Source organism: Mesorhizobium sp. AA23 (genome assembly GCF_001672435.1).
Taxonomy (GTDB): domain Bacteria; phylum Pseudomonadota; class Alphaproteobacteria; order Rhizobiales; family Rhizobiaceae; genus Mesorhizobium.
In genome coordinates this window covers 380,526-406,321 of sequence record NZ_LYTP01000023.1, presented here as the reverse complement: position 1 = coordinate 406,321, position 25,796 = coordinate 380,526, and the positions used below count along the sequence as shown (strand labels likewise).

General features: G+C 63.4%; 26 protein-coding genes and 1 tRNA gene. 16 read left to right on the top strand and 11 right to left on the bottom strand.

What is annotated here, in order from left to right:
* Window positions 1–183 precede the first annotated feature (183 nt).
* Entirely contained in the window at window positions 184–984 is an 801-nt protein-coding gene (locus A9K66_RS18580) for an alpha/beta fold hydrolase (RefSeq protein ID WP_067326411.1), read from the top strand.
* A gap of 68 nt (window positions 985–1,052) precedes the next feature.
* Complete coding sequence (locus A9K66_RS18575) at window positions 1,053–1,670, top strand: hypothetical protein (protein ID WP_067326408.1); 618 nt, start codon at window positions 1,053–1,055, stop codon at window positions 1,668–1,670.
* On the opposite strand, the gene A9K66_RS18570 is transcribed toward A9K66_RS18575, so the two are convergent.
* A complete protein-coding gene (locus tag A9K66_RS18570; RefSeq protein ID WP_067326405.1) occupies window positions 1,660–2,598 on the bottom strand; it encodes a metallophosphoesterase in 939 nt (312 codons plus the stop codon). The genes A9K66_RS18575 and A9K66_RS18570 overlap by 11 nt on opposite strands.
* Before the next feature lie 68 nt (window positions 2,599–2,666).
* On the opposite strand from A9K66_RS18570, the gene A9K66_RS18565 reads away from it, so the two are divergent.
* Window positions 2,667–3,167 (top strand): NUDIX domain-containing protein, encoded by a 501-nt coding sequence (locus A9K66_RS18565; RefSeq protein WP_067326402.1) that lies wholly within the window; start codon window positions 2,667–2,669, stop codon window positions 3,165–3,167.
* A gap of 1 nt (window position 3,168) precedes the next feature.
* Here A9K66_RS18565 and A9K66_RS18560 read toward each other — a convergent pair whose 3' ends face one another.
* On the bottom strand, window positions 3,169–4,155 hold the full coding sequence (locus tag A9K66_RS18560; RefSeq protein WP_067326399.1) for a glutathione S-transferase family protein: 987 nt from the start codon (window positions 4,153–4,155) through the stop codon (window positions 3,169–3,171).
* 273 nt (window positions 4,156–4,428) lie between these two features.
* Between A9K66_RS18560 and A9K66_RS18555 the strand changes: the two genes are divergently transcribed.
* From A9K66_RS18555 to A9K66_RS18530, 6 genes are all read left to right on the top strand, one after another.
* The gene (locus A9K66_RS18555) at window positions 4,429–5,034 is read left to right on the top strand and encodes an N-acetyltransferase (RefSeq protein ID WP_082953949.1); all 606 of its coding nucleotides are present in this window, start codon (window positions 4,429–4,431) and stop codon (window positions 5,032–5,034) included.
* A 30-nt stretch (window positions 5,035–5,064) separates the two neighbouring features.
* Window positions 5,065–5,826: a 3-hydroxyacyl-CoA dehydrogenase gene (locus A9K66_RS18550; protein ID WP_067326396.1), complete on the top strand. Its 762-nt coding sequence runs from the start codon at window positions 5,065–5,067 to the stop codon at window positions 5,824–5,826.
* 6 nt (window positions 5,827–5,832) lie between these two features.
* Window positions 5,833–7,008: a CaiB/BaiF CoA-transferase family protein gene (locus tag A9K66_RS18545; RefSeq protein ID WP_067326393.1), complete on the top strand. Its 1,176-nt coding sequence runs from the start codon at window positions 5,833–5,835 to the stop codon at window positions 7,006–7,008.
* 36 nt (window positions 7,009–7,044) lie between these two features.
* Window positions 7,045–7,815, top strand: coding sequence for a HugZ family protein (locus A9K66_RS18540; RefSeq protein ID WP_067326389.1), 771 nt, complete (start codon window positions 7,045–7,047; stop codon window positions 7,813–7,815).
* 165 nt (window positions 7,816–7,980) lie between these two features.
* Window positions 7,981–8,319, top strand: a complete 339-nt coding sequence (locus A9K66_RS18535) for a metalloregulator ArsR/SmtB family transcription factor (RefSeq protein ID WP_066994170.1) — start codon at window positions 7,981–7,983, stop codon at window positions 8,317–8,319.
* Between the two features lie 56 nt (window positions 8,320–8,375).
* The gene (locus A9K66_RS18530; RefSeq protein WP_067326385.1) at window positions 8,376–9,173 is read left to right on the top strand and encodes an RNA methyltransferase; all 798 of its coding nucleotides are present in this window, start codon (window positions 8,376–8,378) and stop codon (window positions 9,171–9,173) included.
* A 42-nt stretch (window positions 9,174–9,215) separates the two neighbouring features.
* On the opposite strand, the gene A9K66_RS18525 is transcribed toward A9K66_RS18530, so the two are convergent.
* A complete protein-coding gene (locus A9K66_RS18525) occupies window positions 9,216–10,361 on the bottom strand; it encodes a hypothetical protein (RefSeq protein ID WP_067326380.1) in 1,146 nt (381 codons plus the stop codon).
* Between the two features lie 137 nt (window positions 10,362–10,498).
* On the bottom strand, window positions 10,499–11,035 hold the full coding sequence (locus A9K66_RS18520) for an EipA family protein (protein ID WP_245299591.1): 537 nt from the start codon (window positions 11,033–11,035) through the stop codon (window positions 10,499–10,501).
* Between the two features lie 386 nt (window positions 11,036–11,421).
* Here A9K66_RS18520 and A9K66_RS18515 point away from each other — a divergent pair, with 386 nt between their 5' ends.
* Together A9K66_RS18515 and A9K66_RS18510 are read left to right on the top strand one after the other, a co-directional pair.
* Entirely contained in the window at window positions 11,422–12,051 is a 630-nt protein-coding gene (locus A9K66_RS18515) for a histidine phosphotransferase family protein (RefSeq protein WP_067326376.1), read from the top strand.
* Window positions 12,052–12,283: 232 nt separating this feature from the next.
* Entirely contained in the window at window positions 12,284–12,652 is a 369-nt protein-coding gene (locus A9K66_RS18510; protein WP_067326373.1) for a response regulator, read from the top strand.
* Window positions 12,653–12,716: 64 nt separating this feature from the next.
* Here the strand turns inward: A9K66_RS18510 and ctrA are convergent, their stop codons facing one another.
* Window positions 12,717–13,412, bottom strand: a complete 696-nt coding sequence (gene ctrA, locus A9K66_RS18505) for a cell cycle two-component system response regulator CtrA (RefSeq protein WP_006203583.1) — start codon at window positions 13,410–13,412, stop codon at window positions 12,717–12,719.
* Between the two features lie 449 nt (window positions 13,413–13,861).
* On the opposite strand from ctrA, the gene A9K66_RS18500 reads away from it, so the two are divergent.
* Entirely contained in the window at window positions 13,862–14,239 is a 378-nt protein-coding gene (locus A9K66_RS18500) for a flagellar export protein FliJ (RefSeq protein WP_066994149.1), read from the top strand.
* 78 nt (window positions 14,240–14,317) lie between these two features.
* On the opposite strand, the gene A9K66_RS18495 is transcribed toward A9K66_RS18500, so the two are convergent.
* The gene (locus A9K66_RS18495) at window positions 14,318–14,725 is read right to left on the bottom strand and encodes a helix-turn-helix domain-containing protein (protein ID WP_066994146.1); all 408 of its coding nucleotides are present in this window, start codon (window positions 14,723–14,725) and stop codon (window positions 14,318–14,320) included.
* A 90-nt stretch (window positions 14,726–14,815) separates the two neighbouring features.
* Here A9K66_RS18495 and A9K66_RS18490 point away from each other — a divergent pair, with 90 nt between their 5' ends.
* Complete coding sequence (locus A9K66_RS18490; RefSeq protein ID WP_067326369.1) at window positions 14,816–15,742, top strand: NADP-dependent oxidoreductase; 927 nt, start codon at window positions 14,816–14,818, stop codon at window positions 15,740–15,742.
* 69 nt (window positions 15,743–15,811) lie between these two features.
* On the opposite strand, the gene A9K66_RS18485 is transcribed toward A9K66_RS18490, so the two are convergent.
* Both A9K66_RS18485 and A9K66_RS30390 read right to left on the bottom strand, forming a co-directional pair.
* Window positions 15,812–16,087 carry a DUF1153 domain-containing protein gene (locus A9K66_RS18485; protein WP_006203587.1) on the bottom strand — a complete coding sequence of 92 codons (276 nt, stop codon included), beginning with the start codon at window positions 16,085–16,087 and terminating at the stop codon, window positions 15,812–15,814.
* 85 nt (window positions 16,088–16,172) lie between these two features.
* Window positions 16,173–16,358: a hypothetical protein gene (locus tag A9K66_RS30390; protein ID WP_127246013.1), complete on the bottom strand. Its 186-nt coding sequence runs from the start codon at window positions 16,356–16,358 to the stop codon at window positions 16,173–16,175.
* On the opposite strand from A9K66_RS30390, the gene mnmA reads away from it, so the two are divergent.
* Complete coding sequence (gene mnmA / locus A9K66_RS18480) at window positions 16,357–17,547, top strand: tRNA 2-thiouridine(34) synthase MnmA (RefSeq protein WP_067326366.1); 1,191 nt, start codon at window positions 16,357–16,359, stop codon at window positions 17,545–17,547. The genes A9K66_RS30390 and mnmA overlap by 2 nt on opposite strands.
* A gap of 52 nt (window positions 17,548–17,599) precedes the next feature.
* On the opposite strand, the gene A9K66_RS18475 is transcribed toward mnmA, so the two are convergent.
* Window positions 17,600–18,565, bottom strand: a complete 966-nt coding sequence (locus A9K66_RS18475) for a Gfo/Idh/MocA family oxidoreductase (RefSeq protein WP_067326362.1) — start codon at window positions 18,563–18,565, stop codon at window positions 17,600–17,602.
* Between the two features lie 229 nt (window positions 18,566–18,794).
* Here A9K66_RS18475 and A9K66_RS18470 point away from each other — a divergent pair.
* Window positions 18,795–18,871, top strand: a tRNA-Met gene (locus A9K66_RS18470).
* 87 nt (window positions 18,872–18,958) lie between these two features.
* On the opposite strand, the gene A9K66_RS18465 is transcribed toward A9K66_RS18470, so the two are convergent.
* Together A9K66_RS18465 and A9K66_RS18460 are read right to left on the bottom strand one after the other, a co-directional pair.
* Window positions 18,959–21,424 carry an adenylate/guanylate cyclase domain-containing protein gene (locus A9K66_RS18465; RefSeq protein ID WP_067326361.1) on the bottom strand — a complete coding sequence of 822 codons (2,466 nt, stop codon included), beginning with the start codon at window positions 21,422–21,424 and terminating at the stop codon, window positions 18,959–18,961.
* A gap of 80 nt (window positions 21,425–21,504) precedes the next feature.
* Window positions 21,505–22,596, bottom strand: coding sequence for a branched-chain amino acid ABC transporter substrate-binding protein (locus A9K66_RS18460; protein ID WP_067326357.1), 1,092 nt, complete (start codon window positions 22,594–22,596; stop codon window positions 21,505–21,507).
* A gap of 244 nt (window positions 22,597–22,840) precedes the next feature.
* Here A9K66_RS18460 and A9K66_RS18455 point away from each other — a divergent pair, with 244 nt between their 5' ends.
* Complete coding sequence (locus A9K66_RS18455) at window positions 22,841–25,735, top strand: trifunctional glycosyltransferase/class I SAM-dependent methyltransferase/polysaccharide deacetylase (protein WP_067326354.1); 2,895 nt, start codon at window positions 22,841–22,843, stop codon at window positions 25,733–25,735.
* The last annotated feature ends 61 nt before the right edge of the window (window positions 25,736–25,796 follow it).

Sequence of the window (25,796 nt, the reverse complement as noted above, 5' to 3'; positions counted from 1 at the left end):
GCACGCCGGGTCTGCTCGGCACAGCGGGCGTCGACACTCAACGAGTCTTAGGCCTGCTTACGCGTTCGATTGGGGCGCGCACGGCGAATTCGCGAAGATTTTACTGGCTATCGAACTGCTCAGGGAGCAATTCAGCCACAATCTTGAATTGCCCCTCATACTGCTTCACAGCCAACAATCTCAATGTTTAACTCTCTTCACGTCGCCGAAAGCGGTGCTGGCTCGAAGACGATCGTCTTCCTGCACGGCTTCGGCGCTTGCCATTCGATCTGGCGCGACGTGATTGCGGGATTGACGCCCGATGTGAGGACACTGGCCTACGACCTGCCGGGCCACGGAAACTCCCTGGAGTGCCAGGCGGCAGGAGTCAAGCAGGCCGCTGGGGTTATCCTGGCCGATCTGGGCGCGCGCCGCCTGGGCAAAGTTCACGTCGTCGGCCATTCAATGGGCGGCGCGATCGCGACTTTGATGGCATCTGCCGATCCCGAAAGGGTGGCCTCGCTGACCTTGCTGGCGCCCGGCGGCTTCGGCCCCGAGATCAACGGTCCGTTGCTGCGGCGCTATGCGGCCGCGGTCGATAGAGATGAGATCCGCGCCTGTCTTGCCGCCATGTCGGGGCCGCAAAGTTCTCCTCCTCAACACGTGGTGGAGGCGCTGTGCGGCATGCGCAAACGGCCGGGCCAGTTGCGGACCCTCGTCGGTGCTGCAGCCGTGATCTCCAGGGAACACCGGCAAGGTGTCATCCCGAGCGAACGGCTGGAAACCCTGAGCATGCCGGTGATGGTGCTTTGGGGAACGGACGATCCCGTCCTGCCCGTCGCCCAGGCCGAGGACTTGCCGCCGCATTTCCACCTGCACCACGTGCTGGAGGCGGGCCACATGCTGGTCGAGGAGGCGCCTGACCTGATTGCAAAGGCCGTGCGCCGCAACACGCGTCGCCGCGGCAGAATCCAGAGACCGGTGTTCAGCGCAGCCGCAAGCTGAGCCCATCTCGCAGTGCATTTTGCCGGCGACTGTGTTAACTCGCTGTTTACCAACAGCGAGGCAGCGCCATGAAGGATGCAGGCGACAAAATCACCCCGATCGAGCCATCGCGAAAGCTCGCGGACGCGATCCGCGACGTCAAGAACGCCTTCGCCGACCGCGATGATGTGGTGGTCGACATGCGCGAGGCGCACCGCATGCGGCTCGAGTTGCTGGCCGCGGAGCTCGCCCCCGTTTTCGCCGACGTGCCGGCGGATATCGACAATTTCGACTTCGCCGTCTCCTCCGGCCTGCAGCCGCGGCTGTGGGTCGATGCCGTCAGCCATGTCGCCATGGGGCGGGATCGCCGCACCTTCCGCTTCCTTAAGGACACGCGCATCGGCCGCGTGGTGCTGGCCGAATCGACCGACATGAAGCCCGTCGCCGATGCCGTTACGCGATACGTGGCCCAGCGTGTCGTCGAGCGGCAGCGGATGATGGAAGGCGCGGTCGAGAGCGCGGTGACTGGCCTGCATCGAGCCGAGGTCCGGGAAGCCGAGCCGCCCTTGCAGGCTGCAACGCGCCGCAACGGCTGGACGACCTTCTTCGCCGGCCTTGGCTTGATCGCCGCCGGCGCCCTGGTCGGCCTGGCGGTATCGCTGGTGCTGTTCTGGGACCGCATCGCCCAGATGAAGATCAGCTTCTGACGACGGGCTCGCGCACCACCGGCATATCGGCACCGAGCTCGATCACCTGAATGTCCGACGGCGGCAGTGCCGGACCGGTCAGGCCGCGCCGTGTCAGGCGGATGGTCCAACCACCTTTTTTTCCTCCGATCTCGAACAGATTGTACTGAGCGGCGGGATGATCGCCGCCCGGCGCCTGGCCGGCGGCGGCCACGCCGACCACCGGCACCTTGACGCCGCGCGGACCGATGGTGAACAGCGAAGGCAAGTGCGAGTGGCCGTGCAGCACAAGCTCGGCGCCATACCGGCGGATGACTTTGTGGAAGCGCGCGATACCGAACAGCCGCTTATGCTGCGAGACCGCGCCACGCACCGGCGGATGATGGATCATGATGGCGCGAAACAGCCCCTGTCTGGCCGTCGCGTCGAGGATGTTGCCGAGCCGCTCCGCCTGGCCCTCCATGAAGAAGCCGTTGGCCATGAAGGGCGCCGTGGCCCGCGCCGTCGTGACGCCGATCAGAGCGACATCACCGCGAACCCGCAAATAGGGAAAGGAATTGCGGTCGATTGGGCTGTTGATGCCGTCGCCGGTCATCCACGGCGCCCATGACCGGCAGACCTTGTCGAAGGCGCCCGGCACATAGGCATCGTGATTGCCCGGCACCACGGATACGTCGTTCGCAGAGCCCAGCGTCTCCAGCCAATGTTTCGTCATCTCGATCTCGCCATCGAGCGCCAGGTTGACGAGATCGCCGGTGATCGCGAGGTGGTCGGGGGCGTTGGCTTTGATATCGCCGACAATCGTGTCGATCACCGCATCGTGCATATGACGGCGGCGGTTGCGCTGCCAGTTGACGTAACCCAGCACGCGCTTGGACGCGAGATCGCGATAGGTTACATCGGGCAGCGGCCCCAGATGGACATCGGAAATATGTGCAAGCCTGAGCATAGCCCCTTCTTAAGCGACCCGGTCCGGGCTTTCTACTCAACGTTTCCTGTCCGCTCGCGGTTTCGTGGATGACTGGCGCCGATTCGGAACAGGCGTTCCGCCAGACCGGCTGGGCGGGACTGCGGGCAAGGCTGTTCCATCTCTATTTCCTGCTGCGGCGCCCGATGACGCTTGGCGTGCGCGGCTTGATCTACGACCGCGCATCCAACTCCATCTTCCTCATCCGCCACACCTATGTTCCGGGCTGGCAGTTGCCTGGCGGCGGCGTCGAGGTCGGCGAGACGCTTGTCGAGGCGCTGGCGCGCGAGCTCGCCGAGGAGGGCAACATCGCGTTGACGGCTCCGCCGGTGCTGAGATCGATGCACTTCAACCGTCGCGCCGGCACACGGGACCACGTCGGCCTCTATCTGGTCGAAGCCTTCAACCAGACGGCGCCGAAATCGGCGGACCATGAGATCGCCGAGGCGGCGTTCTTTCCGCTCGACCGTTTGCCGGCAGATGCGACGCCGGCGACCCGACGTCGGATTGCCGAAATTTTCAGCGGCGAGCAGGTCTCGGCCTACTGGTAACTCATGCCGCCTTCCTGAACCGGCCGCGATCATGTGGTGCGGCATAGTCGAGTTCAGGTCCCGCCGGGATTATCCCCGTCGGATTGATCGATTTGTGGCTGCCGTAGTAGTGCGACTTGATGTGATGCAGGCTGACCGTGCCTGACACGCCGGGCACCTGGTAGAGGTCGCGCAGATAGTTCGACAGGTTCGGATAGTCGGCGATCCGGCGCAGATTGCATTTGAAGTGGCCGACATAGACCGGATCGAAGCGCACCAGCGTGGTGAATAGACGCCAGTCAGCTTCGGTGATCCGCTCGCCGACAAGATAGCGCTGCTTTGACAGCCGCTCTTCCAACGTGTCGAGTGCTGCGAAGAGCTCGCCGAACGCTTCCTCATAGGCTTCCTGCGAGGTGGCGAAGCCGGCGCGATAGACGCCGTTGTTGATCGCCGGATAGACCAGCGCATTGATCCTGTCGATCTCGGAACGCAACGCCGGCGGATAGAAGTCCAGGCTCGCATCACCCCATTCGTCGAAGCCGGAATTGAGCATGCGGATGATTTCTGACGACTCGTTGCTGACGATGGTTTCCTGTCTTTTGTCCCACAGCACCGGTACGGACGCGCGGCCCGAATAGCCGCGATCGGCCTTGGCATAGATCTGGTGCAGGAAGTCGAGGCCGTAGAGCGTGTCACCGGTTGCGCCGTCCTCGGCTGTGAAGGTCCAGCCGTTCTCGCCCATGAAATGGTGCACCACGGAGACGGAGATGATGTCTTCCAACTTCTTCAAGACGCGGAAGATCAAGGTCCGGTGCGCCCAGGGGCAGGCGAGCGAGACGTAAAGGTGATAGCGCCCGGGCTCCCCCTTGAAACCGCGTTTGCGCCCTTGCGCCGGCGCACCGTCGCGCGTCACCCAGTCGCGCCATTGCGCTTCGGCACGCACGAACCTGCCGCTGCTGTCGGCAACGGTCGAGCGGTCCTGCCATTTGCCTTCAACCAGCAATCCCATGCGAAATCTCCCTCAGGTTCCAACGGACATCTAGGCGCTTACCCGGAATGTCGAAGCCCTCAGGCGCTGAACAGTTCGTCAAACGACGAAAAGAAAGGTGAAAAGGGCCGATTGCAGCCGTGAACAATTGATGCTAGCGGAAGCGCCCATGTTTGACTTTGCCACGATCCGGTTCGACCGACGACGAAAGGACGCCCGCGCTTGATGAAGCGCTGACTGGCGAACGCTGCCGCTTGCAGCAAACCTTTCCTCGCATACCGGAACGCAAAGACCATGAGCCTTGCCGACGTGAAATATCTGCCGGAGACCCCGGCGCACGATCCTGAAATCGAAGCCATCAACGACGAGGCCTTCGGGCCGGGCCGTTTCGTGCTGGCCGCCTATAAGATCCGCGAGGCGGGCGGGCACGACCGCTCGATGTCCTTTGTCGCCGTCAAGGACGAGACGGTGATCGCCTCGGTGCGCATGACGCGCGTGGCGGCAGGCGCCGGACGCGCCATGATGCTTGGCCCGCTTGCCGTCCGGCCCGCCTTCAAGAATCTCGGCATAGGCCGCAGGCTGGTCGCGATCGCGCTCGAAGCCGCCGCGAAGGCCGGCGCGCCGGCCGTCATGCTGGTCGGTGACGAGCCCTACTACGGGCCGCTCGGCTTCAAGCGCTTCCCGCGTGGGCAGATCACCATGCCGCGTCCGGTCGATCTCGACCGGCTGCTCCATCACGAAATCAGGCTTGGCGCGGTGGCCCGGTTCGTCGGTGAGGTCTGTCATGCGGATACGGCGCGGGTTGCCGACCTGGCCCAGGTCGCGGTCCGCGCCTCGGCCATTCCGCAGTCCTCGATCGATCCGGTCATTCAGGTTGCGCCGCAGCAGCGCGCTTCGTAGCATGATCCGAAATTCTGGGAGGACGCCACCATGACCCCGAACGGCCAGATCGCGATCGTCACTGGCGGTGGCTCCGGCCTTGGCGAAGCGACGGCGCGCGCCCTTGCCACCAAGGGCGCTAAGATAGCGATACTCGATATCGGTATCGATCGCGCGGCCAAGGTTGCCGCCGATATCGGCGGCATCGCGGTTCAATGCGATGTCAGCAGCGCAGACAGTGGCAGCGCGGCGATCGCCGAAGTGGCGGCAAAGCTCGGCGAACCGCGCATCCTGGTCAATTGCGCCGGCATTGCCATTGGAGTGAAGACGGTCGGCAAGGATGGCCCGCACCCGCTGGATCAATACCGCAAGGTGATCGAGATCAACCTGATCGGCACCTTCAACATGATCCGCCTGGTCGCCGACCGGGCGGCGAAACTCGACCCGCTCGCCGGCGGCGAACGCGGCGTCATCGTCAACACGGCGTCGGTCGCCGCCTATGACGGCCAGATCGGCCAGGCTGCCTATTCGGCGTCCAAGGGCGGCGTCGTCGGCATGACATTGCCGGTGGCGCGCGACCTGGCGCGCTCAGGCATTCGCGTCTGCACCATCGCCCCAGGGATCTTCAAGACCCCGATGATGGCCGGCATGCCGCAAGAGGTGCAGGATTCGCTCGGCGCTTCGGTGCCCTTCCCGCCTCGCCTCGGCGAGCCCTCGGAATATGCAGCACTCGCGCTCCACATCATCGAGAACCAGATGCTGAACGGCGAGACCATCCGCCTCGACGGCGCGATCCGCATGGCGCCCAAATAAAAGCGAATGAGCACGCCGCCGACAGCCGCCGACAAGACAGGGCCGTTGGCTGGCCTCAGGCTGATCGAGATGGCGGGCCTCGGCCCGGTGCCGCTCGCCGCCTTGATGCTATCGGAGATGGGCGCAGACGTCCTGCGCATCGAGCGGGCGGACGCCAAAGAGCCGCTTCTATCCTTGCCCGAGGCCCACGACCTCGACCGCCACGGCCGCTCCATCCTCAGGCTCGACCTGAAGCGGCCGGACGGCGCGGAGCTTCTGCTGCGCCTTGCGGAAAAGGCCGACGTTCTCATCGAAGGTTTTCGCCCAGGCGTCATGGAGCGGCTGGGCCTCGGGCCTGATGTCGTGCTGGAAGGCAATCCTGCGCTGATCTACGGCCGCCTCACGGGTTTCGGCCAGGACGGGCCGCTATCGCGCCGCGCCGGTCATGACATCACCTACCTCGCCTATGCCGGCCTGCTGCATGCCGTCGGCCGGCAGGGAGCGCCGCCCGTGCCGCCGCTGAACCTTGTCGCCGACCAGGGCGGCGGCGCCATGATGCTGATCGCCGGCGTGCTGGCGGCCCTGTTCCAGCGCTCGCGCACCGGCAAAGGTCAGGTGATCGATGCCGCCATGGTCGAGGGTGCATCGATGCTCGCGGCTCCGATCCATGCCTTCATGGCGGCCGGCCTCTGGAGCGAGCGACGCGGTGAGAACCTGCTCGATTCCGGGGCCCCCTTCTACGACGTTTACGAGGCGGCGGACGGACGGCATATCGCCATCGGCTGCCTCGAACCGCAATTCTTTGCCGAGTTCGCCCGATTGTTGCCGCTCGACCGGCGTTTTGTCGGCAGCCAATATGACAGGACATCGTGGCCCGACATGCGCGCTGCCATTGCCGCGAGGATCAGAGAGAAGACACGCGACGAGTGGGCCGAGGTGTTTGGACCGACCGACGCCTGCGTCGCTCCGGTCCTGTCGCTGACCGAAGCCAGGGATCATCCGCAGAGCCGTGCCCGGCAAAATTTTGCAAGATCGCGCGAGCTCGAACGTCCGACGCCGGCGCCGCGCTTCTCCAGCGCCGCCTCGACGCTTGCCGCGGCGCCGACCGTCGCCGACCGCCGGCCTTCGGCTGTGCTGGCACGCTTCGGCATCGACGAGACTGAAATTGAAGCCCTTGTCAGGTCCGGCCTGTTTGGCAGATAGCCGGAGAGTAGAAATCAACTTATCGCGGTGAGCGCTGTGACCGAGACCAGGAAGGATGTCATCCGCGAGACCGACACCGAGGCCGTCAGGCTGGCGAAGACTCTGGTCCGCTCGGCCCGCTTCGGCGCGCTTGCGGCAATCGAGCCCGGCACCGGGGCGCCGCTGGCAAGCCGGGTCGGCGTGGCGACCGACATCGACGGCGCGCCGCTGATCCTGGTCTCGATGCTGTCGGCGCATACCGGCGCGCTTCTCGCCGACCCGCGCTGCTCGCTGCTCGTCGGCGAACCCGGCAAGGGCGATCCGCTCGCGCATCCCCGCATCTCGCTTGTATGCCAGGCGCTGCGGTTGGAGCGCGGATCGGCGGGTCACGCCCGCGCCGAACGGCGCTATCTCAACCGCAATCCGAAGGCGAAACTCTATGCCGGGCTCGGCGACTTCTCGATATTCCGGCTTGAGCCTGAACGCGCCAGTCTCAATGGCGGCTTCGGCAAAGCCTATCTTCTGGATCGCGCCGACCTGATCGCCGGCGGCACGATCGTCGAGGAGCTGGGGGCCAGCGAACAGTCGGCGCTGGACCACATGAATGCCGGCCATCGCGATGCGCTTTGCATTTATGCGCGCCATTTCGGCCGGGCCGAAGGCGATGGCTGGATCGCTACGGGTTTCGATGCGGACGGCATGGATCTGGCTTCTCCGGATGCCACCTGCAGGGTCTTCTTCCCTCGGCCTCTCGGCACTGCCGGCGAGTTGCGGTCCGTGCTGGTCGAGATGGCCAAGGCCGGGCGCGCCGCAGGGCGGGCACAGTAGCGAAAGTTAATCGTCCCGGATCGAAAGCAACTCTTGAGATTTAGGTAAAATGATCTACCTTTTGTTGCAGCGCCGATTCAGCGGCGCTCCCTGACCTGAATATCGTGGAAATCAGCCGCCATTGCCCCCATGGCAGCTGGATGAGCCAGAAAACATGGGGGATCCATGATCTCAAGCAAGCTAGTCGCCAACGCCGAATCGGCTGCCGCGTTTCTGACGCTCATGGGCAATGAAAAGCGGCTGCTGATCGTCAGCTATCTGATCGAGGGCGAAATGTCCGTCGGCGCCATCGCCGAGAAAGTCCAGTTGAGCCAGTCCGCTCTGTCGCAGCATTTGGCCAAGCTGAGAGCGCTTGATATCGTCGAGACGCGTCGCGATCGCCAGATGATCTATTATTCCTGCAACTCCGACGCGGTGCGCGAGCTGCTTCGCACGCTGGAAGGCATTTTCGGCGACGGCGACCTGTCTCAGATGGCCTACAGGATGCGCCGCGCCGGGACTTGACCCGGGCTCTGCAAAGCCCCTTACCTTGCTGACGATCGTTCGCCGGCGAGATTTCTATGAACCTCATCCCTGTCGACGACCCGCGGGATCCGCGTGTCGCCGCCTATCTCGATATCCGCGAGCGCGATCTCGTCGGCCGACATGGGCGCTTCGTCGCCGAAGGCAAGGTGGTGCTGGATCTTCTGCTGTCGGCCGGACGCTTCGCGGCGGAATCGGCCCTCATTCTGGAGAACAGGCGGGCGGGCCTCGAAGGTGTCTTGCGCAAGGCGCCAGCCGACCTCCCGATCTATGTCGTAAACGGCGACGTCATGGACCGGATCGCCGGCTTTCACATGCATCGCGGCGTATTGGCGATTGGCGTTCGGGGCTCTCCTCAACCGGCCGAGGTGCTGCTCGAAACCTTGCCGGCAAGCGCGTTGGTCGTGGTTCTGGTCGGCATATCCAATCATGACAATATGGGCTCGATCTTCCGCAACGCCGCAGCCTTTGGCGCGGACGCCGTGCTTCTCGATCCCACCTGCTGTGATCCGCTTTACCGCAAGGCGATCCGCGTTTCGGTCGGCGCGGCGCTGAAGGTGCCCTTCGGCTCCTTCGACAATGCGATGAGCTTGGCCGCAACGCTTGACCGGATGGGTTTCGCCCAGTTCGCGCTCTCGCCGCGCGGCGAAACGGACATCCGCGCTGCGGAAAGAACGTCTCGGCTGGCCCTCTTTCTCGGCACGGAAGGCGAAGGCCTGCCCGAGACCCTGCTCAGTCGCCTGCGGACCGTACGGATCGGCATGGCGGAGGGATTCGACAGCCTGAACGTTGCAGCCGCATCGGCCATTGCCCTGCATCACTTCTCGAAACGATAGCGGCGCAGCGACCAAGACGCTCCGCTCGCCACGGCATTCGGATCAGTTGCTTGCGTTGGCCTTCTGCAAGGCCCTGACACGGTCCGCGAGGCTGATGCCGCGCTCGCCGATATCTTGCCGCTCGTCGCGAGGTGTCGCCAAGGCCTTGGCGATCGGCGAATCCGGCCCTTCCAGCCTCATCGTCAGGTTGACGACCTCGGCTGCCAGTTCGTTCATTTGTTCGCGAAGCGCCGCACCGGCGCGCGGTGCCTCGGCTGCCTGTTCGGGCTGTGCCGTTTCGAGGGCGGCAAGATCGGTCTTGAGCCGCTTGTTCTCCCGCGCAAGCGCCGTCAGCCGCGCCTCTAGCCGCTCGCGATCGCCTTCGAGCTTGGCGATGGCATTGTCGATCCCTTGGACTTCGTCGGCCTTATGCGTTCCGCCATTTACCGCATGATCTTTGCTTGGGCGTTCGCGCATCCGCGCAAGCTCCTTTTCGCGCCTGTCCAGCTTTTCCTCGCGGTCGGCAAGGGTTGCAAGCAGCCGTTCGACCTTCTTGTCCAGCTCGGCCGTCCGCTTCTTCTCCGCCTTGAGCGCGTCCCTGGCGGCTTTGCTTTCCGCTGCCAGTTCCTGATTGCGCCGGTCCGCTTCCTTGCGCTGGCTGCGCAGCACCGCAATGTCATTGGCAAGCTTGTCCAGTTCCGATTCGCGGGCGACGAGCTCGATCTGGCGGTTTGAGGAAGAAAAGCTGGCTTCGTCATACATCTGCTCGAGCTTTTGCAGCTCCAGCGCGCGCTTCTCCAGCGAGCGCTCCGCCTGCGCCAGCTTTTCCGTAAGCTTGTGCAACTCTTCCTCGCGCAGCCTGAGCTCCGCGTTCTTGGCCTGCAGATCGGAAAGCGCCTGAGTCTTGTCCTTCTTCTCGACCGCCAGTCCCTTCAGGGCCTCCTGGGCGCGGCCGATCTCGACCAGTTGCTCGGCCACCTTTTCCTTCAGATTTTTGATGTTCATCTCGAGTCGGCGCGTGTTCATGGCGAACTCGGCGCGGATACGGTCCTTCTCGGCCAGCATCTCGGCAGGCGTCAGCGGCATCGAGGCCTCAAGGCGCCGGCGTGTCAACACGACGACCCTCCGCCAGACGGCCGGCGCGATCAGCGACACCAGAAAGGCCGCGCAGAGGAAGCCGAGTGCGAAGAACAGGATCGACTGGACCAAGGTGGACTATCCGTATGCGAGGCGGCAACCCGCCATGCCGACTGTGCCACCTTGGCATGGCGGAAATCCAGCGCCGCGGCAAGAGCGCGCCGCGGCACGATCAGTCTTATCCGAGCGGCTGTGGCAATCCTGTCCGGTCAGAACGGATTCCACGTCGCCCGCTCGGTCAGCTTCAGATAGCCGAGATTGACGCCGAGCCGGGCACCGACCCCGGTGCGGATCGGAACGAGCAGCACTCTGTTGCTTTGCAGCACGTTGAAGCCGACGCCCGCCACGACGTAAGCCGATCCGGCGACGCCGCCGAAGCGGTTGTAGAGGCTGCTGATATCGTCGAGATTGTAGACCAGCATCATCACGCGCGAGCCTTCGCCGCCGAAATCCCAGCCGAGCGATGGGCCTTGCCAAAACACCTTATGGTCGCCGGCGTTCTTGGTGTACAGCGTGCCCTCGCCATAGGTCAGGCCGCCGATCAGCGCGCCGGATCCCTCCTCGCCGAGCAGATAACCGTTTGGCAGGCCGTAGGACGCGAACACCTTTTCGACCACGGTGGCGAGGCCTCCCGACGTCGCGCCGAAGAACTTGTGGCCGGAATCGACAATCTCTTGCGCGGTGTATTCCTGGGCCCGCGACGCCGAGGTTGAGAGGATGAGAGCACCCGAGAGGGCGATCGTCATGGTGAGGACGCGGACGAACATCCGGTCAAAGAATCGGGAAAACATGCTTCCAATCTCCGTCAGGGAGCACTTTCGCCGACGCCTCGTATCCCTACGGCTCTTGGCGGCCGTTTCGAGATGACTGTTACAGGCAAACTATGCCGTAATCCTTTTTCAACCATTAAGCTGGCGCAGGAAGATGGCGGTTCGAGGGCTGAAGAGCCTGACACGATCTCTATCAGCCTCAATTTCGCGGCATCAGGCACCATTTTCGCTGTCCGCAGCTGTGGATTTGTTGATGCATGGACGGACGCTGTGTATTCAGAAGGCCTTGGAAAAGAGCGTGATTCGCGTAGCGGGCGCGACAACGTTCGGCCATGACATGTGAACCAGCAGGGATTTCTCCGATGGCCGAGCTCTTCACCCTCTCCGCCCCCGATCTGGCTGCGCTTTTGTGCAGCCGCGTATGCCACGACATCATTTCGCCGGTCGGCGCCATAAACAACGGCCTCGAACTGCTCGATGAAGGCGGCGCCGACGAAGACGCCATGAAGCTGATTCGCCAGAGCGCCAGGAACGCCTCGGCGCGGCTGCAGTTTGCCCGCATCGCCTTCGGCGCCGCGGGCTCCGCCGGCATGATGATCGATACCGGCGACGCCGAGGCCGTGGCCATTGCCTTCCTGAAGAACGAGAAGCCGGAACTTGTCTGGAACGGCGCCCGCGCGCTGCTGCCCAAGAACAAGGTCAAGCTTCTGCTCAATCTCATTCTTGTCGCCAATGCCGCCATACCGCGTGGCGGCAGGCTGGTTGTCACGCTGGAGAACCTCGAGACCGAACCGCGTTTCTCGCTGTCGGCGAGCGGCCCCATGCTGCGGGTGCCGCCGAAATTCCTCGAGCTGCATTCGGGCCACAAGCCCGAGGAGCCGATCGACGCCCACTCGGTCCAGCCTTATTACACGCTGCTTCTGGCGCGCGAGGCGAACATGACGATCTCGATCCATGCGACGGCCGATGAGATCGTGTTGTCGGCGGCCTGAGGCGACAGCCAAGAACAGGTCAAGTATCCATTGTCACTGATCTTGCAGCTGGCAGTGCGATCGAAGCATTGCCTGCCGCCTGGCACTGCAATGCATCGCAGGCCAAAACCGCGCAAAGCGGTTCTTTGGAAAAACTTTACCTAACCGCTTTTCGGCTTCTTTACCAGATTGTTCTAGGGTGCCTCACGGTTACCGGATTGCCGGTTCGGCAGATGGCAAAGAGGACCCGGAAATGAAACGCTGCCTGTTCGTGGACGACTCGAGCGTCATCAGGAAGGTCGCGAAGCGTATCCTTGGCGGCTCGGACATCGTGGTCTTCGAGGCGGCCAGCGGGCTTGATGCGATCGAGATCTGCTCCGGCGACATGCCCGATGTCATTGTTGTCGACGGCGGCCTGCCGGATATGCAGGCGGTCGACCTCATTCGCCGCATCCGTGCCATCGAAAACCGCGTCAAGCCGCAGATCCTGGTCTCGCTCGTCGAAGTCGATGTCGGCTCGATCATGCGAGCGAAACGTGCCGGCGCCCAGGGTTACCTGCTGAAGCCCTTCAACCGCGCGCAGTTGCTCGAGAGCTTCCGCTTCCTGAAAATCGCGGCCTGAGCTTTTCGACACCCCAAACAAAAACCCGGCCTGAGCCGGGTTTTTTGTTTGAATTGGCAGAGGATCAGGCGCTGACGCGGATGTCTTCCGGCTCACGCAGCACATAGCCGCGGCCCCACACCGTCTCGATGTAATTCTGGCCGCCGGACGCTGCGTCGAGCTTCTTGCGCAGCTTGCAGATGAAGACGTCGATGATCTTCAGTTCCGGCTCGTCCATGCCACCATAGAGGTGGTTGAGGAACATTTCCTTGGTAAGGGTCGTGCCCTTGCGCAGCGAGAGCAGCTCAAGCATCTGATATTCCTTGCCGGTCAGGTGCACGCGCTGGCCGCCCACCTCGACCGTCTTGGCGTCGAGATTGACCACCAGGTCGCCGGTGGTGATGACCGACTGGGCGTGGCCCTTGGAGCGGCGCACGATGGCGTGGATGCGCGCCACCAGCTCGTCCTTGTGGAAAGGCTTGGTCATATAGTCGTCGGCGCCGAAGCCGAGGCCGCGCACCTTATCCTCGATTCCGGCCATGCCGGAGAGGATCAGGATCGGAGTCTTGACCTTGGAGAGGCGAAGCGTGCGCAGCACCTCGTAGCCCGACATGTCGGGAAGGTTAAGATCGAGGAGGATGATGTCGTAATCGTAAAGCTTGCCGAGATCGACCCCTTCTTCGCCGAGGTCGGTCGTATAGACGTTGAAGCTTTCCGATTTCAGCATCAACTCGATGCTCTGTGCGGTTGCACTGTCGTCTTCAATCAGCAGAACACGCATTTCATTCCCCTTTTCTGCCGCCGGGCCGCGTCACGACCCGTCCCGAACCCGGAGCAGTGATTGCCTGAACAGAAGGTGCCACCGACTGGTTAACAAATCCTAATTTCGTGTCGGTCACGATATCAGATTTTTTAACCCCTTTCTACACCCACTTGAATCTAATAACGAATCGTAGACCCAAATCGCTCATGTACCACATTAATAAGCAAGCCTAAGTGACTCCAGAGACTCGCAGGCCGCGCTTCCTGCCGCTGTCCGGAATTTTTACCCGGCCTTAAGTCCTCGCCCGTATGATTAACAATGCCCGTAAACGAATGGTTACCGCCGGCAAAAATCTTTAGGGCTTTGTTTCCCATAGAGCGGGGAAAGCCGGTGGAAACGGGCGACGCGTAGGCCTCTCGAGGTCGATGGGACGATATGCAGGTGTGCGTTTTGCGGAGTACCGAGTCATGAAGTCACGTGAAAACCTCGTTCGGCTGAAGCAGTTTCAGGTGAATGAGAAGCGGCGCCAGCTGTTGCAGCTGGACATGATGATCGCCGAATTCGAACGCATGGCCGTCGAGTTGGAGGCGCAAATCGTCGCCGAAGAGAAAAAAGCCGGCATCACCGACATCAATCATTTTGCCTATCCGACCTTCGCCAAGGCGGCACGCCTGCGCCGCGACAACCTCAGGAACTCGCAGAACGATCTTGCCCAGCAGCGAACCATGGCCGAATCATTACTCGGCGAAGCTGAAGCGGAGCTTTCCAAGGCGGAGATGCTGGAATCGCGCGACAGCAAGATCCGCGACACGGAAGTGGGCGGCCGCAGCGCCATGATCGGCTGACCGCCGAGCGCAATTGATCCCTCGGAGCGCTGCCTGATCGCCGTTTCGAACCACGAGCCGAAAAAGCCCGGCCTCCGCCTAGGGCAGCATCGCCGTCTCATCATCCTGATGGTCCGCCGACGCCCGCGCACGGGCATCCTTGATGTCGGGGGCATGCTCTTCCGCCCAGGACCTGATCTGGCTGAGCAGTCCCGCAAGGTTCTGGCCGAGCTCCGTCAATTCATACTCGACCCTCGGCGGTATGACCGGATAGACCTCGCGCCGGACGAGCCCGTCGCGCTCCAGCACGCGCAGCGTCTGCGTCAGCATTTTCGGCGTGATGCCTTCCAGCTTGCGGGCGAGCTCGCCATTGCGCAGGCGGCCGCGCCGCAACGCGCAAACCGTCAGATAGACCCATTTGCTGGCCAGCATTTCGAGCACCGTATGCGACGGGCAGGTGCGCCGGAATGCATCGTAGCCAAAGGAACCGCTGTCTTCACTATCCATGGGGTATCTATATATCCGAAAGGTGCATACTAGACAAGAGATTGTTACTATCCAAATGATAGCGGCAGCAATCAAGCAGGAGACCATCCAATGCGTGCCGTTACCCAGAATTCCGTTGGCGAACCCGACGTCCTCTTCGTCGCCGAACAGCCGGCCCCCTCGCCCAAGGCCAGCGAAGTTCTGGTCCGCGTCAAGGCCGCGGGCATCAACCCGGTCGATGGCGCGGTGCGCGCCGGCTACTTCCCTCTCATCGGCGAACCACCTTTCATTCTCGGCTGGGATATCTCGGGCACCGTCGAGGCGCTGGGCACCGGCGTGACCGCCTTCAAGCTCGGCGATGCGGTCTTCGGCATGCCGCGCTTCCCCAAGCAGGCCGCCGCCTATGCCGAGTTCGTCGCCACGCCGGTGGACGAGATCGCAGCCAAGCCTGCCGCCATCGACCATGCCCAAGCCGCGGCGCTGCCGCTGGCCGGGCTGACCGCCTGGCAGGGTCTCGTCCGCCACGGCGGCCTGCAATCCGGCCAGCGCGTCCTGATCCACGCCGGCGCCGGCGGCGTCGGCCATCTCGCTGTGCAGATAGCCAAGGCGCGCGGCGCCTGGGTCATCGCTACTGCGAGCCCGGACAAGCTTGAATACGTCCGCTCGATCGGCGCCGATGAGGTCGTCGACTACACCAACGGAGATTTCACCGAACGGGTCCGCGATATCGATCTGGTGCTGGACGCCATGGGCGGCGACCATGCCGACCGGTCACTGAAAGTGCTGCGCGAAGGCGGCGTGCTGGTGTCGCTGCTCAACGTCCACGATGCGACAAGGGCCAAGGCCGGGGAGCGCAACATCCGCGTCGAGCGCATGTCGGTGGTGCCGGATCGCGAGGGGCTGGTGGAACTCGCCAGGCTAGTCGATGCCAGGAAGCTCGCCGTGCACGTGGCGAAGGCTTTTCCGCTGAACCAGGCGGGTGCCGCCCATGCCTTCCTCGCCACCCGACCGATCGGCAAGGTTGTGCTGACGGTTTGATCAGCGCAGATCCCGGAAGCAAAAGGGCGCGGAGTTCCGCGCCCTTCTTTGGTTTCCGGCAGTCGGAGCCTAGTGCCGGTACTGCTGGATCCGCGTCGTGCGCAGCCCGGCAAGGCCATATTCGTCGATCGATGCCTGCCAGGAGAGAAACTCCTCGGTGGTCAGCTTGTAGCGCTGGCAGGCCTCTTCCAGGCTGAGTAGTCCGCCGCGGACCGCCGCGACGACTTCCGCCTTGCGCCGGATAACCCAGCGCCGTGTATTCGTCGGCGGTAGATCGGCTATCGTGAGAGGGCTGCCGTCGGGCCCGATAACATATTTGACTCTAGGTCTAACCAGATCGGTCATCGTACTCTCTACTAAAAACTCAAAGACCCAATCCCCGCCACCGTACCGCCACAGCTTTAAAAATTGCCTAAGCGAAGCCTAATGACTAGGTAAGGATCGTGAACGTCGCGTTAGGTTTTCGTTCGGCATTTGAGATAATCGCGGTCCGGCCCTGATTTTGCCCGGAAATATCGCCGATAAAATCGCTTGAGGAGCCAAGCTGGCGCCGCCGGGATGCTTGACCTATATTCCGGCCATTGGCAGCCAGCGCCACGCAGATTGAAAGAACCATGAACAGCCTCGATCTTCCCGGACGCCCAGAAGACACCCGCGTCGTCGTCGCGATGTCGGGCGGCGTCGATTCATCGGTCGTTGCCGGCATCCTGAAGCGCGAAGGCTATGATGTCGTCGGCGTCACCCTGCAGCTTTACGACCACGGCGCGGCAACGCACCGCGCCGGTTCCTGCTGCGCCGGCCAGGACATCGACGATGCCCGCCGCGTTTCCGAGACGCTCGGCATCCCGCATTACGTGCTCGACTATGAAGAGCGCTTCCGCAAGGCGGTCATCGATCCCTTCGCCGAGAGCTACGTCGCCGGCGAGACGCCTATCCCCTGCGTGTCCTGCAACCAGACGGTCAAGTTCGCGGACCTTTTGGCCACCGCCCAGGATCTCGGCGCCGATGCTTTGGCCACGGGCCATTACATCCGCTCGCGCGCCAATGGCGCGCATCGCGCGCTCTACAGGCCGGTCGATGCAGACCGCGACCAGAGCTATTTCCTGTTCGCCACGACCCAGGCGCAGATCGACTATCTACGCTTCCCGCTCGGCGGACTTCCCAAGCCGCAGGTGCGGGCGATCGCCGAGGAGATGGGGCTGACGGTCGCCGCCAAGCAGGACAGCCAGGACATCTGCTTCGTGCCGCAGGGCAAGTACTCCGACATTATCGCCAAGCTGAAGCCGGCGGCCGCCAATCCGGGCGATATCGTCCATATCGACGGTCGCGTGCTCGGGCGTCACGAAGGCATCTTGCGCTTCACGATCGGCCAGCGCCGCGGCATCGGCATCGCTTCGGGCGAGCCGCTCTACGTCGTCCATCTCGACGCCGACCGCGCCCGCGTCATTGTCGGCCCGCGCGAGGCGCTAGAGACGCACAGGATCTACCTGCGCGCCATGAACTGGCTCGGCGACGGCCCGCTCTCCGACGTTCCGGCCGGCGGGATCGAGCTTTTCGCAAAAGTCCGTTCGACCCGGCCGCCGCGCCCGGCCGTGCTGCATCACCGCGACGGCGTGACCTCGGTCGAGCTGGTCGACGGCGAATCCGGCATCGCGCCCGGACAGGCCTGCGTGCTCTATTCCGATGACGGCGATGAGGCGCGAGTCTATGGCGGCGGCTTTATCGAGCGCTCCGAGCGCGGCGCCGAGGCCGAGGCGATGCTGTCCAGGCTTGCGCAGCAGCCCGTGCACGTCCCCGCCGAGTAACCCACGCCTTCAATCGGGCGCTTTGCCTCAGGATTCCTTTTGTGGTCGCGCCTTAAGCGGGCGACCCGCTATGCGCCACCGTCCCAGCCGTCAGGATGCGCAGCACCCGGATCGCTTCCTCGCCGTCGGTGCGGGGTTCGGCGCGCGTCTCGATGCACTGCATGAAGTGGGCGAGCTCGCGCGTCAGCGGCATGCCTTCGCCGACCGCAACGTAGGAAGGCTCGTTGGCGGTGAACGCCCACTGGCCGCTGTCCTGCCAGACAGCGTGCCTGTAGACGGCAAGCTTGCGCTCCCACGGCTCGACATCGTCGAACACCGCCATCGCCTTGGTTCCGACCACGGTCAGCCGGCGCTCGCGATAGGGATTGAGACGAGAAGCGAAGAGATGGCTGCGCACGCCGTTCGGAAAGCGCATGTGCAGATGCGCGAAGTCGCTGAGGTTGTCGAGCAGTGCCGCGCCCTCGCCCCTGACCTCGATCGGCTCGGTGCCGGTGATGGCGAGGATCATCGAGAGGTCATGCGGCGCAAGGTCCCAGAGCGCGTCGTTCTCGGTGTGGAACTTGCCAAGGCCGAGCCGGTGCGAGTGGATGTAGCGCACCTCACCAAGCTCGCCAGTGTCGATCAGCGCCTTCAGCGTCTCGAAGGCGGGGTGGAAGCGCAGCACGTGACCCACCATGAAGACGCAGCCATTGTTCCTGGCCGCCTGCACCGAACGCTCGGCGTCCGCGACCGTCAGCGCGATCGGCTTCTCCACCAGCACGTCCTTGCCGCCCTCGATGGCGCGCAGCGCCATGTCGGCATGGAACTGCGGCGGCAGCGCCATGACAATGGCGTCGACATCGGCGCGCTCGAACAACTGGTCCGGCCCGATCGCCAGGCAGTCCTGCTCGCTGGCAAAGCCTTCGGCGCGGGCACGGTTGACGTCGGAAACGGCATGGAGCGCGCCAAGCGCCTTGAGGGTGCGGATGTGGTTGCTGCCCCAGTATCCGCAACCGAGGACGGCGATGCGCGGCTTCATTCGCTCAAACTCTAGAATTTCGTGGCCGAGACATAGCGACGTGCCCCGTCGAACTCAACCCCGATGCATGCGCTTCAGCATCTGCCCGGCGCGGCTTTTCCGGGATGAGATTATGCTGATGCGTGCGGCTTGACAGCTTTACCCTGCCAACCTTATATCCGCGCGACCTTGGCGAACGCCTCGAATTGCCCACGACCGGTGTGGTTCTTCGAGCCTCTTCGCCGCTCCTGGCGGAGTAGCTCAGTTGGTTAGAGCACGGGAATCATAATCCTGGGGTCGGGGGTTCAAGTCCCTCCTCCGCTACCACCTCAACCCATGTCCGGCCCGGATACGTAGTCGTGACTTGCTCGGACGCGGCTTCGGTGATTTGCCGGCAGGCGCGGCGCCCAACTCCTACTGCCCGGGCTTGTGGGAAAGCCGGTCCAGCGCGTCTCGAAGCGCAGTGGCGGCACCGCCACGCTCATCGGCGGACATCAGCCCCGGTTCAAGTTCCAGCCTGAAGTGCGGCAGCTCGGTTCGAACAACGCGACAGGCGCCCGCTAGATTGGCCTTGATGACGCGGTAGGTAGCGACCGGATAGGCGATGCCCTTGACCTGGACGTGCCCCATCTCCTCACAATCGATCGTGTCCTTCACTTGCGCAAACGTCTCGTAGGAAATGAGGATGGTCCCCGGAGCCGCCTCTTGTTCCAGGCGCGAGGCGAGATTCACGGCGCCGCCGATTATCGTGTAATCCATCCGGTCCTCGCTGCCGAAGTTACCGACGGTGCAGTAGTCGGTATGGATGCCGATGCGGCAGCGCAGCGGTGTTTCGATCCCCATGTCCCGCCAGACCTCCGTAAGCTCGCTGATCCGCTTTTGCATGGCAAGCGCCATCTGCACGCAAGCCAGCGCGTCCTGCTTGACGCCGCGCGTCTCAGGGTCGCCGAAAAACATCAGGATCGCGTCGCCGACGTACTTGTCGATCGTGGCACCATGATCCAACGCGATTTTCGACATTTCCGTCAGGTAGTGATTGAGGAGCTGGGTGAGATCCTCGGATTCCATCTTGTCGGTGGTCTCGGTAAAGCCGGCGATATCGGAGAAGCATATGGTCAGCTTCTTACGCTGGCTGGCGATTCTAACGTCTTGGCGGCCGGTGAATATCGAGCTGTACACTTGGGGCGCCAGATATTTGGCCAGCTTGCTGGAAAGCGCTTCCAGGGCAGCGGACTTCTCGGCGAGGTTCTCCTCCCTTTGCTTCAGCTCGGTGATGTCCGAATAGACGGCGACCGTGCCGCCGGCGCTGATCCGCCGCTCGCTTATCATGATCCATCGTCCGTCGCCCCGCCGCTGCACCCACGGTTCGCCGGGGTTACGGTGCCGCCATAGGCGCTCCGCGACCCACTCATCGACCCGACCCTCGGCATCCCTGATGTAGCCACGCTCCGCGGATCGGCGAATGATCTCCTCGAATGCCATGCCGGGGGTTAGCTCTGCCTCCAGACCGGCGTATAGCAGTTCGCGGTAGCGGCTGTTGCTAAGGACAAGCCAGTCCTCTTTGTCATAGAGAGCGAAACCTTCGGAAATGCTTTCGATGGCATCGACCAGCCGCTGACGCGCTTCTGCAACGTCGCGCAGGTTCTTTTCCTCGACCTCGACAGCGGTATCCCGGAAGAGGCTCAGCGCCTCGGCCATGCGCCCGATTTCGTCGCTGCCCGCCGCCGGCAGCGGAGCACGAAGGTCGCCGCCCGCGATCGCGAGCATGCCCTGACTCACCGCTCCCAGACGGGCGAGAAGGCTGCGGTCGACATAGAGCCAGACGACCAGAACCGAGCTCAACAGGCTGAGAAAGGCAGAGCCGAGGACAACTCCGGTGCCGTAGCGCTGGACGAGCGCGGCTTCGCGACCGGAGGCAGCGATCTCGCGGTCCGCTGCGGCGACAAGACGGTCGACGGCTGCGGTCAGACTGCGCGACAGCCGATTGTTTTCGGCCAGAAGTTTTTCGCCCTGCGCGAGGACCGCAAGCTCCTCCTCCCGTGCCTTCGGGATGCTGCTCTCACCATCGGTGAGTGCCTCGAACTCGTCCACCCGCAGCCGAAAACGGGTTTGCAGCTTTTCGTCGATCTCCGAGGAAGCCGTTTCCAGAGCGGCAAGCGAGCGGTGCAGCGGAAACAGGATCAACGCCAGGTCGCCTCGCGTCGGCGCGGTCGCGGCCTTCACCAGCGCGTCGTTGACCGCCGAGATCTCCAGCAGCGCCTTCTGCTGGGGGATGTAAGCCGCAATCGCGTGGACCATGTCGGCCATTGTCGCTGCGCGTCGATCGGGCGACAGCGACGTATCGGCCGCGACCGCCCGCCATTGCGGGAGCCTGGAATCCATCACCACGATGCCGGTGGCCAGAAGGCGTTGGCTGCCGGTCGTCGTCGCGGCGAGGCGGTTCAGAAGCTCCTCCTTGCGGGCGACCACATCGAGGCGGGCGACAACAAGAGAGTCGAGCTCCTTCAGGTTGCGCCTCAGGACAACCGCAGCTTCCTCGATCTCAGCTAAAGGCACTGTGCCCAGCGTAGCATCTCTGAGATCCGTACGCAGGGCCTCGAGGCGGGACATCTCGAGCGCGACGGCCGCCGAGACCTTGCTGTGCTGAGCCTTGCTTGTCGCCGCCAGCACCGAGGGCGCGGCAGCGGCGACCCGTTCGGCCTGGCGCGACAGCTGGAGGGAGGCCAGCGCCGACGGCACCCGATCCCTGGTAATTCGGTCGACGACGTCGCCGACATCGAGGAAGGCATAAAGCGCCGCGGCGGTAGCCAGCACCGCAAGGCCGCTGATCCCGAAAAAGGCGAGCAACAGCCGACCGCGTATGCCGAGGCGTTCAAGCATCGTGGGGAGTCGGAACAATCCAGCCACACTGGTCTGCATCAGACTAGACGTCTCAGCGTCACGCCGGCGTTCGGCGCACCCTATTCAACCGGCACGTACTCCCCGCCCCGCCAGACGTACCAAACCCAGCTCTGCCTCGTGAGGTCGCCCTTGGCGTCGAAATCGACCCTGCCAATGACGGTGTCGAATTGCTGTTCGCGCAGTGCCGCTATGACCGCCTTTGGCGCCAGCGAACCTGCCTTCGCCACCGCCTGGGCCCAGACCTGCACCGCGCAGTAGCTCAACAGCGTATAGCCCGCGGGCTCGAAGTTGTCCGCACGGAACTGCTCCACGATCGCGGCCGCGCCGGCATTTCGCCGCGGGTCCGCCGGGAAGGTGAACAGGGTCCCCTCCGCCGCTGAGCCTGCGATCAGGGCGAATTCCTCGGTAGCCAAAGCATCTCCGGATATGAGCTGAAGCGTGTAGTCCCGGTCGCCTGCAGCGCGAGCGATCAGCGCAACGTCGGCATGATACCCGCCCACATACAAGGCCGAAATGCCGGCGGATTGCAACGCAGCGACCTCGGCTGAATAGTCGTCCTTCCCAGGCCTGTATGCGTCGTAAAAAACTTCAGTCACGCCCCGTTTGTTCAGCTGCTTCCTGGTCTCGTCGGCGAGACCCTTCCCATAGGTCGAATTGTCGTGAAGGATTGCAATCTTCTTGTCGCCCCAGTGATCGGCAAGGTAGTTGCCGGCGATGAAACCCTGCGCGTCGTCGCGGCCAATGGTGCGGAAGACATTGGCCCGGCCCTGTTCGGTCAGCTGCGGATTGGTCGAGCCTGGGGATATTTGCACGACGCCCGCCGCCTCATACACTTTTGATGCGGGGATCGAGGCTCCAGAGCAATAATGCCCGACGACGAGCACCACCCCGTCAGCCACCAGCTTCTGGGCGGCCGCGACCGCCTGCTCGGGATCGCAGAAATCGTCGACCGAGATCAGCCTCACCTTCTGGCCGAGCACGCCGCCCGCCGCGTTGAGGTCGGCCACCGCCCTCTCCGCGCCGCGCTGCCCTTGCTCGCCTATCCAGGCAAGCCGCCCTGTCATCGCAGACGAGACCCCGATCAGCACCTCAGCCCTCGCGGAACTGAACACGGCCGCAACTACGATCGCTAGGGCGATGACACGGTGCATGTTTGCACCCCCTGTGGACAGCAGCTTACGCTAATCCAGTCACACCCGACAGCCCCTTCGGTAAGCGCGAGTGCCTCGGATGTGACGCGAAAACACCGCCCCGGCGCACGGGCCTAATTCTAAACCGTCGGGCATGAGCGCTCTCCATTCAAGCCTGTTTTCAAGTCTTGTTTGCCTGCAGGAAATCGCGGGCTATGGTTTGGGACTTTTGTTCTACGTTCGAAGCAGGCGCGGGTAAGACGGCGTGGCGCATAATCCTCTGGTTTCAATCGTGGTTCCTGCGCACAACGCCGAGGCAACGCTGGCGCGCGCACTCGATTGCCTTCTCGATCAGGATATAGCGGATTGGGAGGCGATCATCGTCGATGACTCCTCCACGGATCGCACCCCCGCGATCATCGCCGGTTATGTTGAGCGCGATGCCCGATTTCGCACATTGAGCTCTTGCGCGCACAGCGCCGCCGGCGCGCGCAACAGCGGGATTTCGACAGCGCGCGGCCAATGGCTCATGTTTCTGGATGCGGACGATTGGGTGGATGCCAGCTTCCTTGCGAAAATGCTGGCCGCTCTGAAAACCGCTCCCGATGCGGTGGCCGCCTATTGCGGTTCTCGGCGCGTGATGCCCGACGGCGAGTTGACCCCGTCGAGCATCTCACCAGAGGTTGCGATCGAGCCCTTCGAAACTTTCGCGCGCCGGTGCGCCATCCGCACTCACGCGCTGCTGGTCGATCGGAAGACAATTGTCGAGTTGGGCGGTTTCGATGTGTCGCTGCGCACCTGCGAGGACTGGGACCTGTGGCAGCGCCTCGCACGTCTGGGCAAACGTTGGGTGATGGTCGACGAGCCTCTCGCTTTCCATCGGGTCAGCCCCAACTCGCTCTCCCGCAATTCGACGCAGATGCTGGCAGATGCGGCAATCGTGATCGTCCGCGGCTTTTCTCCTGATCCCAGGGTCGAACACCCGGCATCGGTTCACGCCAATGGAGCGATCGACGCGAACGGCTGCTCCGCTGCCGAAGCACTCGCGTGGTTCGCGCTGTGGAACGCCGCGTCGGATTGCGGCCGCGGCGCCTGCTCAATCGACGCGCAGTCCCTGCGCGCGGTCCCGGCAGCACGCAAATGGGCGCGTGAGATCGCCAAGGTGGTCTTCGATGGCCTTATGGTAGGAAGCCTGTCGGTGCCAGCGCAATTGGCTGCCAGGTGGGACAGGTTCGGTGGCCCCCTCACCGAGTTGATCGTCGAACTCGGCAGGGTCTGGGACGATCCCGCAGCGGGTCGCCGCGTCCAGTATCACCTTGAGCAAATGCTTCTCGACTCCGACGATCTCGCCGCGCCGCGCAGACTGACGCGGACACTCGGAATTCGCGTCGACGTTGGAAATCCGGCCTCCACCGACCTTCCGGAAGGAATCGATCGAATTTATGCCTATCTGATGATGGACGGCCGGATCGAGGCGCGCGTGCAGTTCGGCGCGCTCGGGAAAGTGACAAGGAGCCATTGGATTGAGTTGGCCTTGCAGAGCGGCGTCGCCGACAACGTGTCTTCAGTTGCCGGGGCATCGTTGTCCATGGCGGAGCCTCCGTCCGATCCGGACAGCCACTTCGGCAAACTGGCGCGATTGGCCGCGGAAGCGCAGCAACTGGTTCGGTCGAGCGCCGAACCTGCAGAGCCACTTGCGGCACCGCGCCGTAAACCGGCCGCGGATGACAACGGTACTGATCGCACGTCGTTCTGGAATCGCCGTTTCGCGACCGAGGATCCCTGGAACTATCGTTCGCCCTATGAGCAGGAAAAGTATGAGCGGCAGCTCGAAATTCTGCCTGCCTGTCCCATCGGACGGGCGCTTGAGCTGGCCTGCGCGGAGGGCCACTTCACGCGGCAGTTGGCGCCGCGAGTCGGCCATTTGACCGCAACTGACATCTCCAGCGTAGCCGTCGAGCGGGCGCGCGCGCGATGCAGCGATCAGCCGAATGTTGACTTCGGCGTACTGGATTTCTCCGCGGAAACGCTTCCGGGCAAGATGGATCTGATCGTCTGTTCGGAAGTGCTCTACTACCTAGACGATCTCGCTGAGTTGCGGCGCATCGCCAAGAAATTTGTTGAGGCGTTGAAGCCTGGCGGCAGTCTCGTCAGCGCACACGCATTCGTGCTCCGAGACAATGTTGAGAGGACGGGCTTCGACTGGAACACATTCGGCGCACAAGCGATCTCGGAGACGCTGGCGGCGACCGAAGGGCTCTTCCTCGAGCGGTCGATCCAGACCGAGCTCTATCGCATAGACCGCTTCCGCCGCCTGTCACGGGACGGCGTGGCGACGGCCCCGGTGATTGATCATGTGCCAATCCACGCGCCCATCGGTGTTGGAGTCGCGCGAAATATTGTCTGGGGCGGGGCACGGGCCTTGCGCCGCGACGTCGCGCGTAGCGAGCGGCGGCAGCATGTCCCTGTCCTCATGTACCACGGCATCGCCGATGATGGTCCAGCCGCGCTCGCCCGTTTTCGGCTCACGCCCGCCGCATTCGACCGCCAGATGGCATGGCTGCGCGCCAATGGCTTTCACGCCATCACGTCCGAGGAGCTGGGATGGTCCATCGCCAACCGTGAACCTTTCGTTGGCCGCCCGGTGCTCATCACCTTCGATGACGGCTTCCAGAATTTTGCCGACCATGCCTGGCCGATCTTGCGCGCGAACGACCTGACCGCGGAAGTGTTCCTGGTAACGGACTTGGTAGGGGAAAGTGCACGGTGGGACATCGACAGCGGTCCGCCGACGCAGCTTATGGACGCTGGGACGGTGCGACGTCTCGCCGGCGAAGGTGCGTTCTTCGGAAGCCATCTGGCGACGCATCGCGCGATCGATGGTCTGTCGAGTTCTGATTTGGCCGCCGAGCTCCTGCGCTCTCGCATGTTCGTCGAACGGTGGACCGGTCGGCCGACCACGGCGTTCGCGGCACCCTTCTCTGTCACCGACCGACGGCTTGGCCGGCTGGCCAAGGAGTGCGGCTATCGGATCGGCTTCGGCGGCAAACACGGGCCGGCGGGCCTCGATTGCGATCCCATCGACCTTCCGCGCATCGAGGTTCGCGGGGATCGCTCGCTCGACGACTTTGTTGCACGTGTCGAGGCCGTGCTCGGATGAATTGTGAACAAACCGCTTCTGCTTTTTTGTCGGTGTCCCGCCCGACTACCTTGTTCGCAAG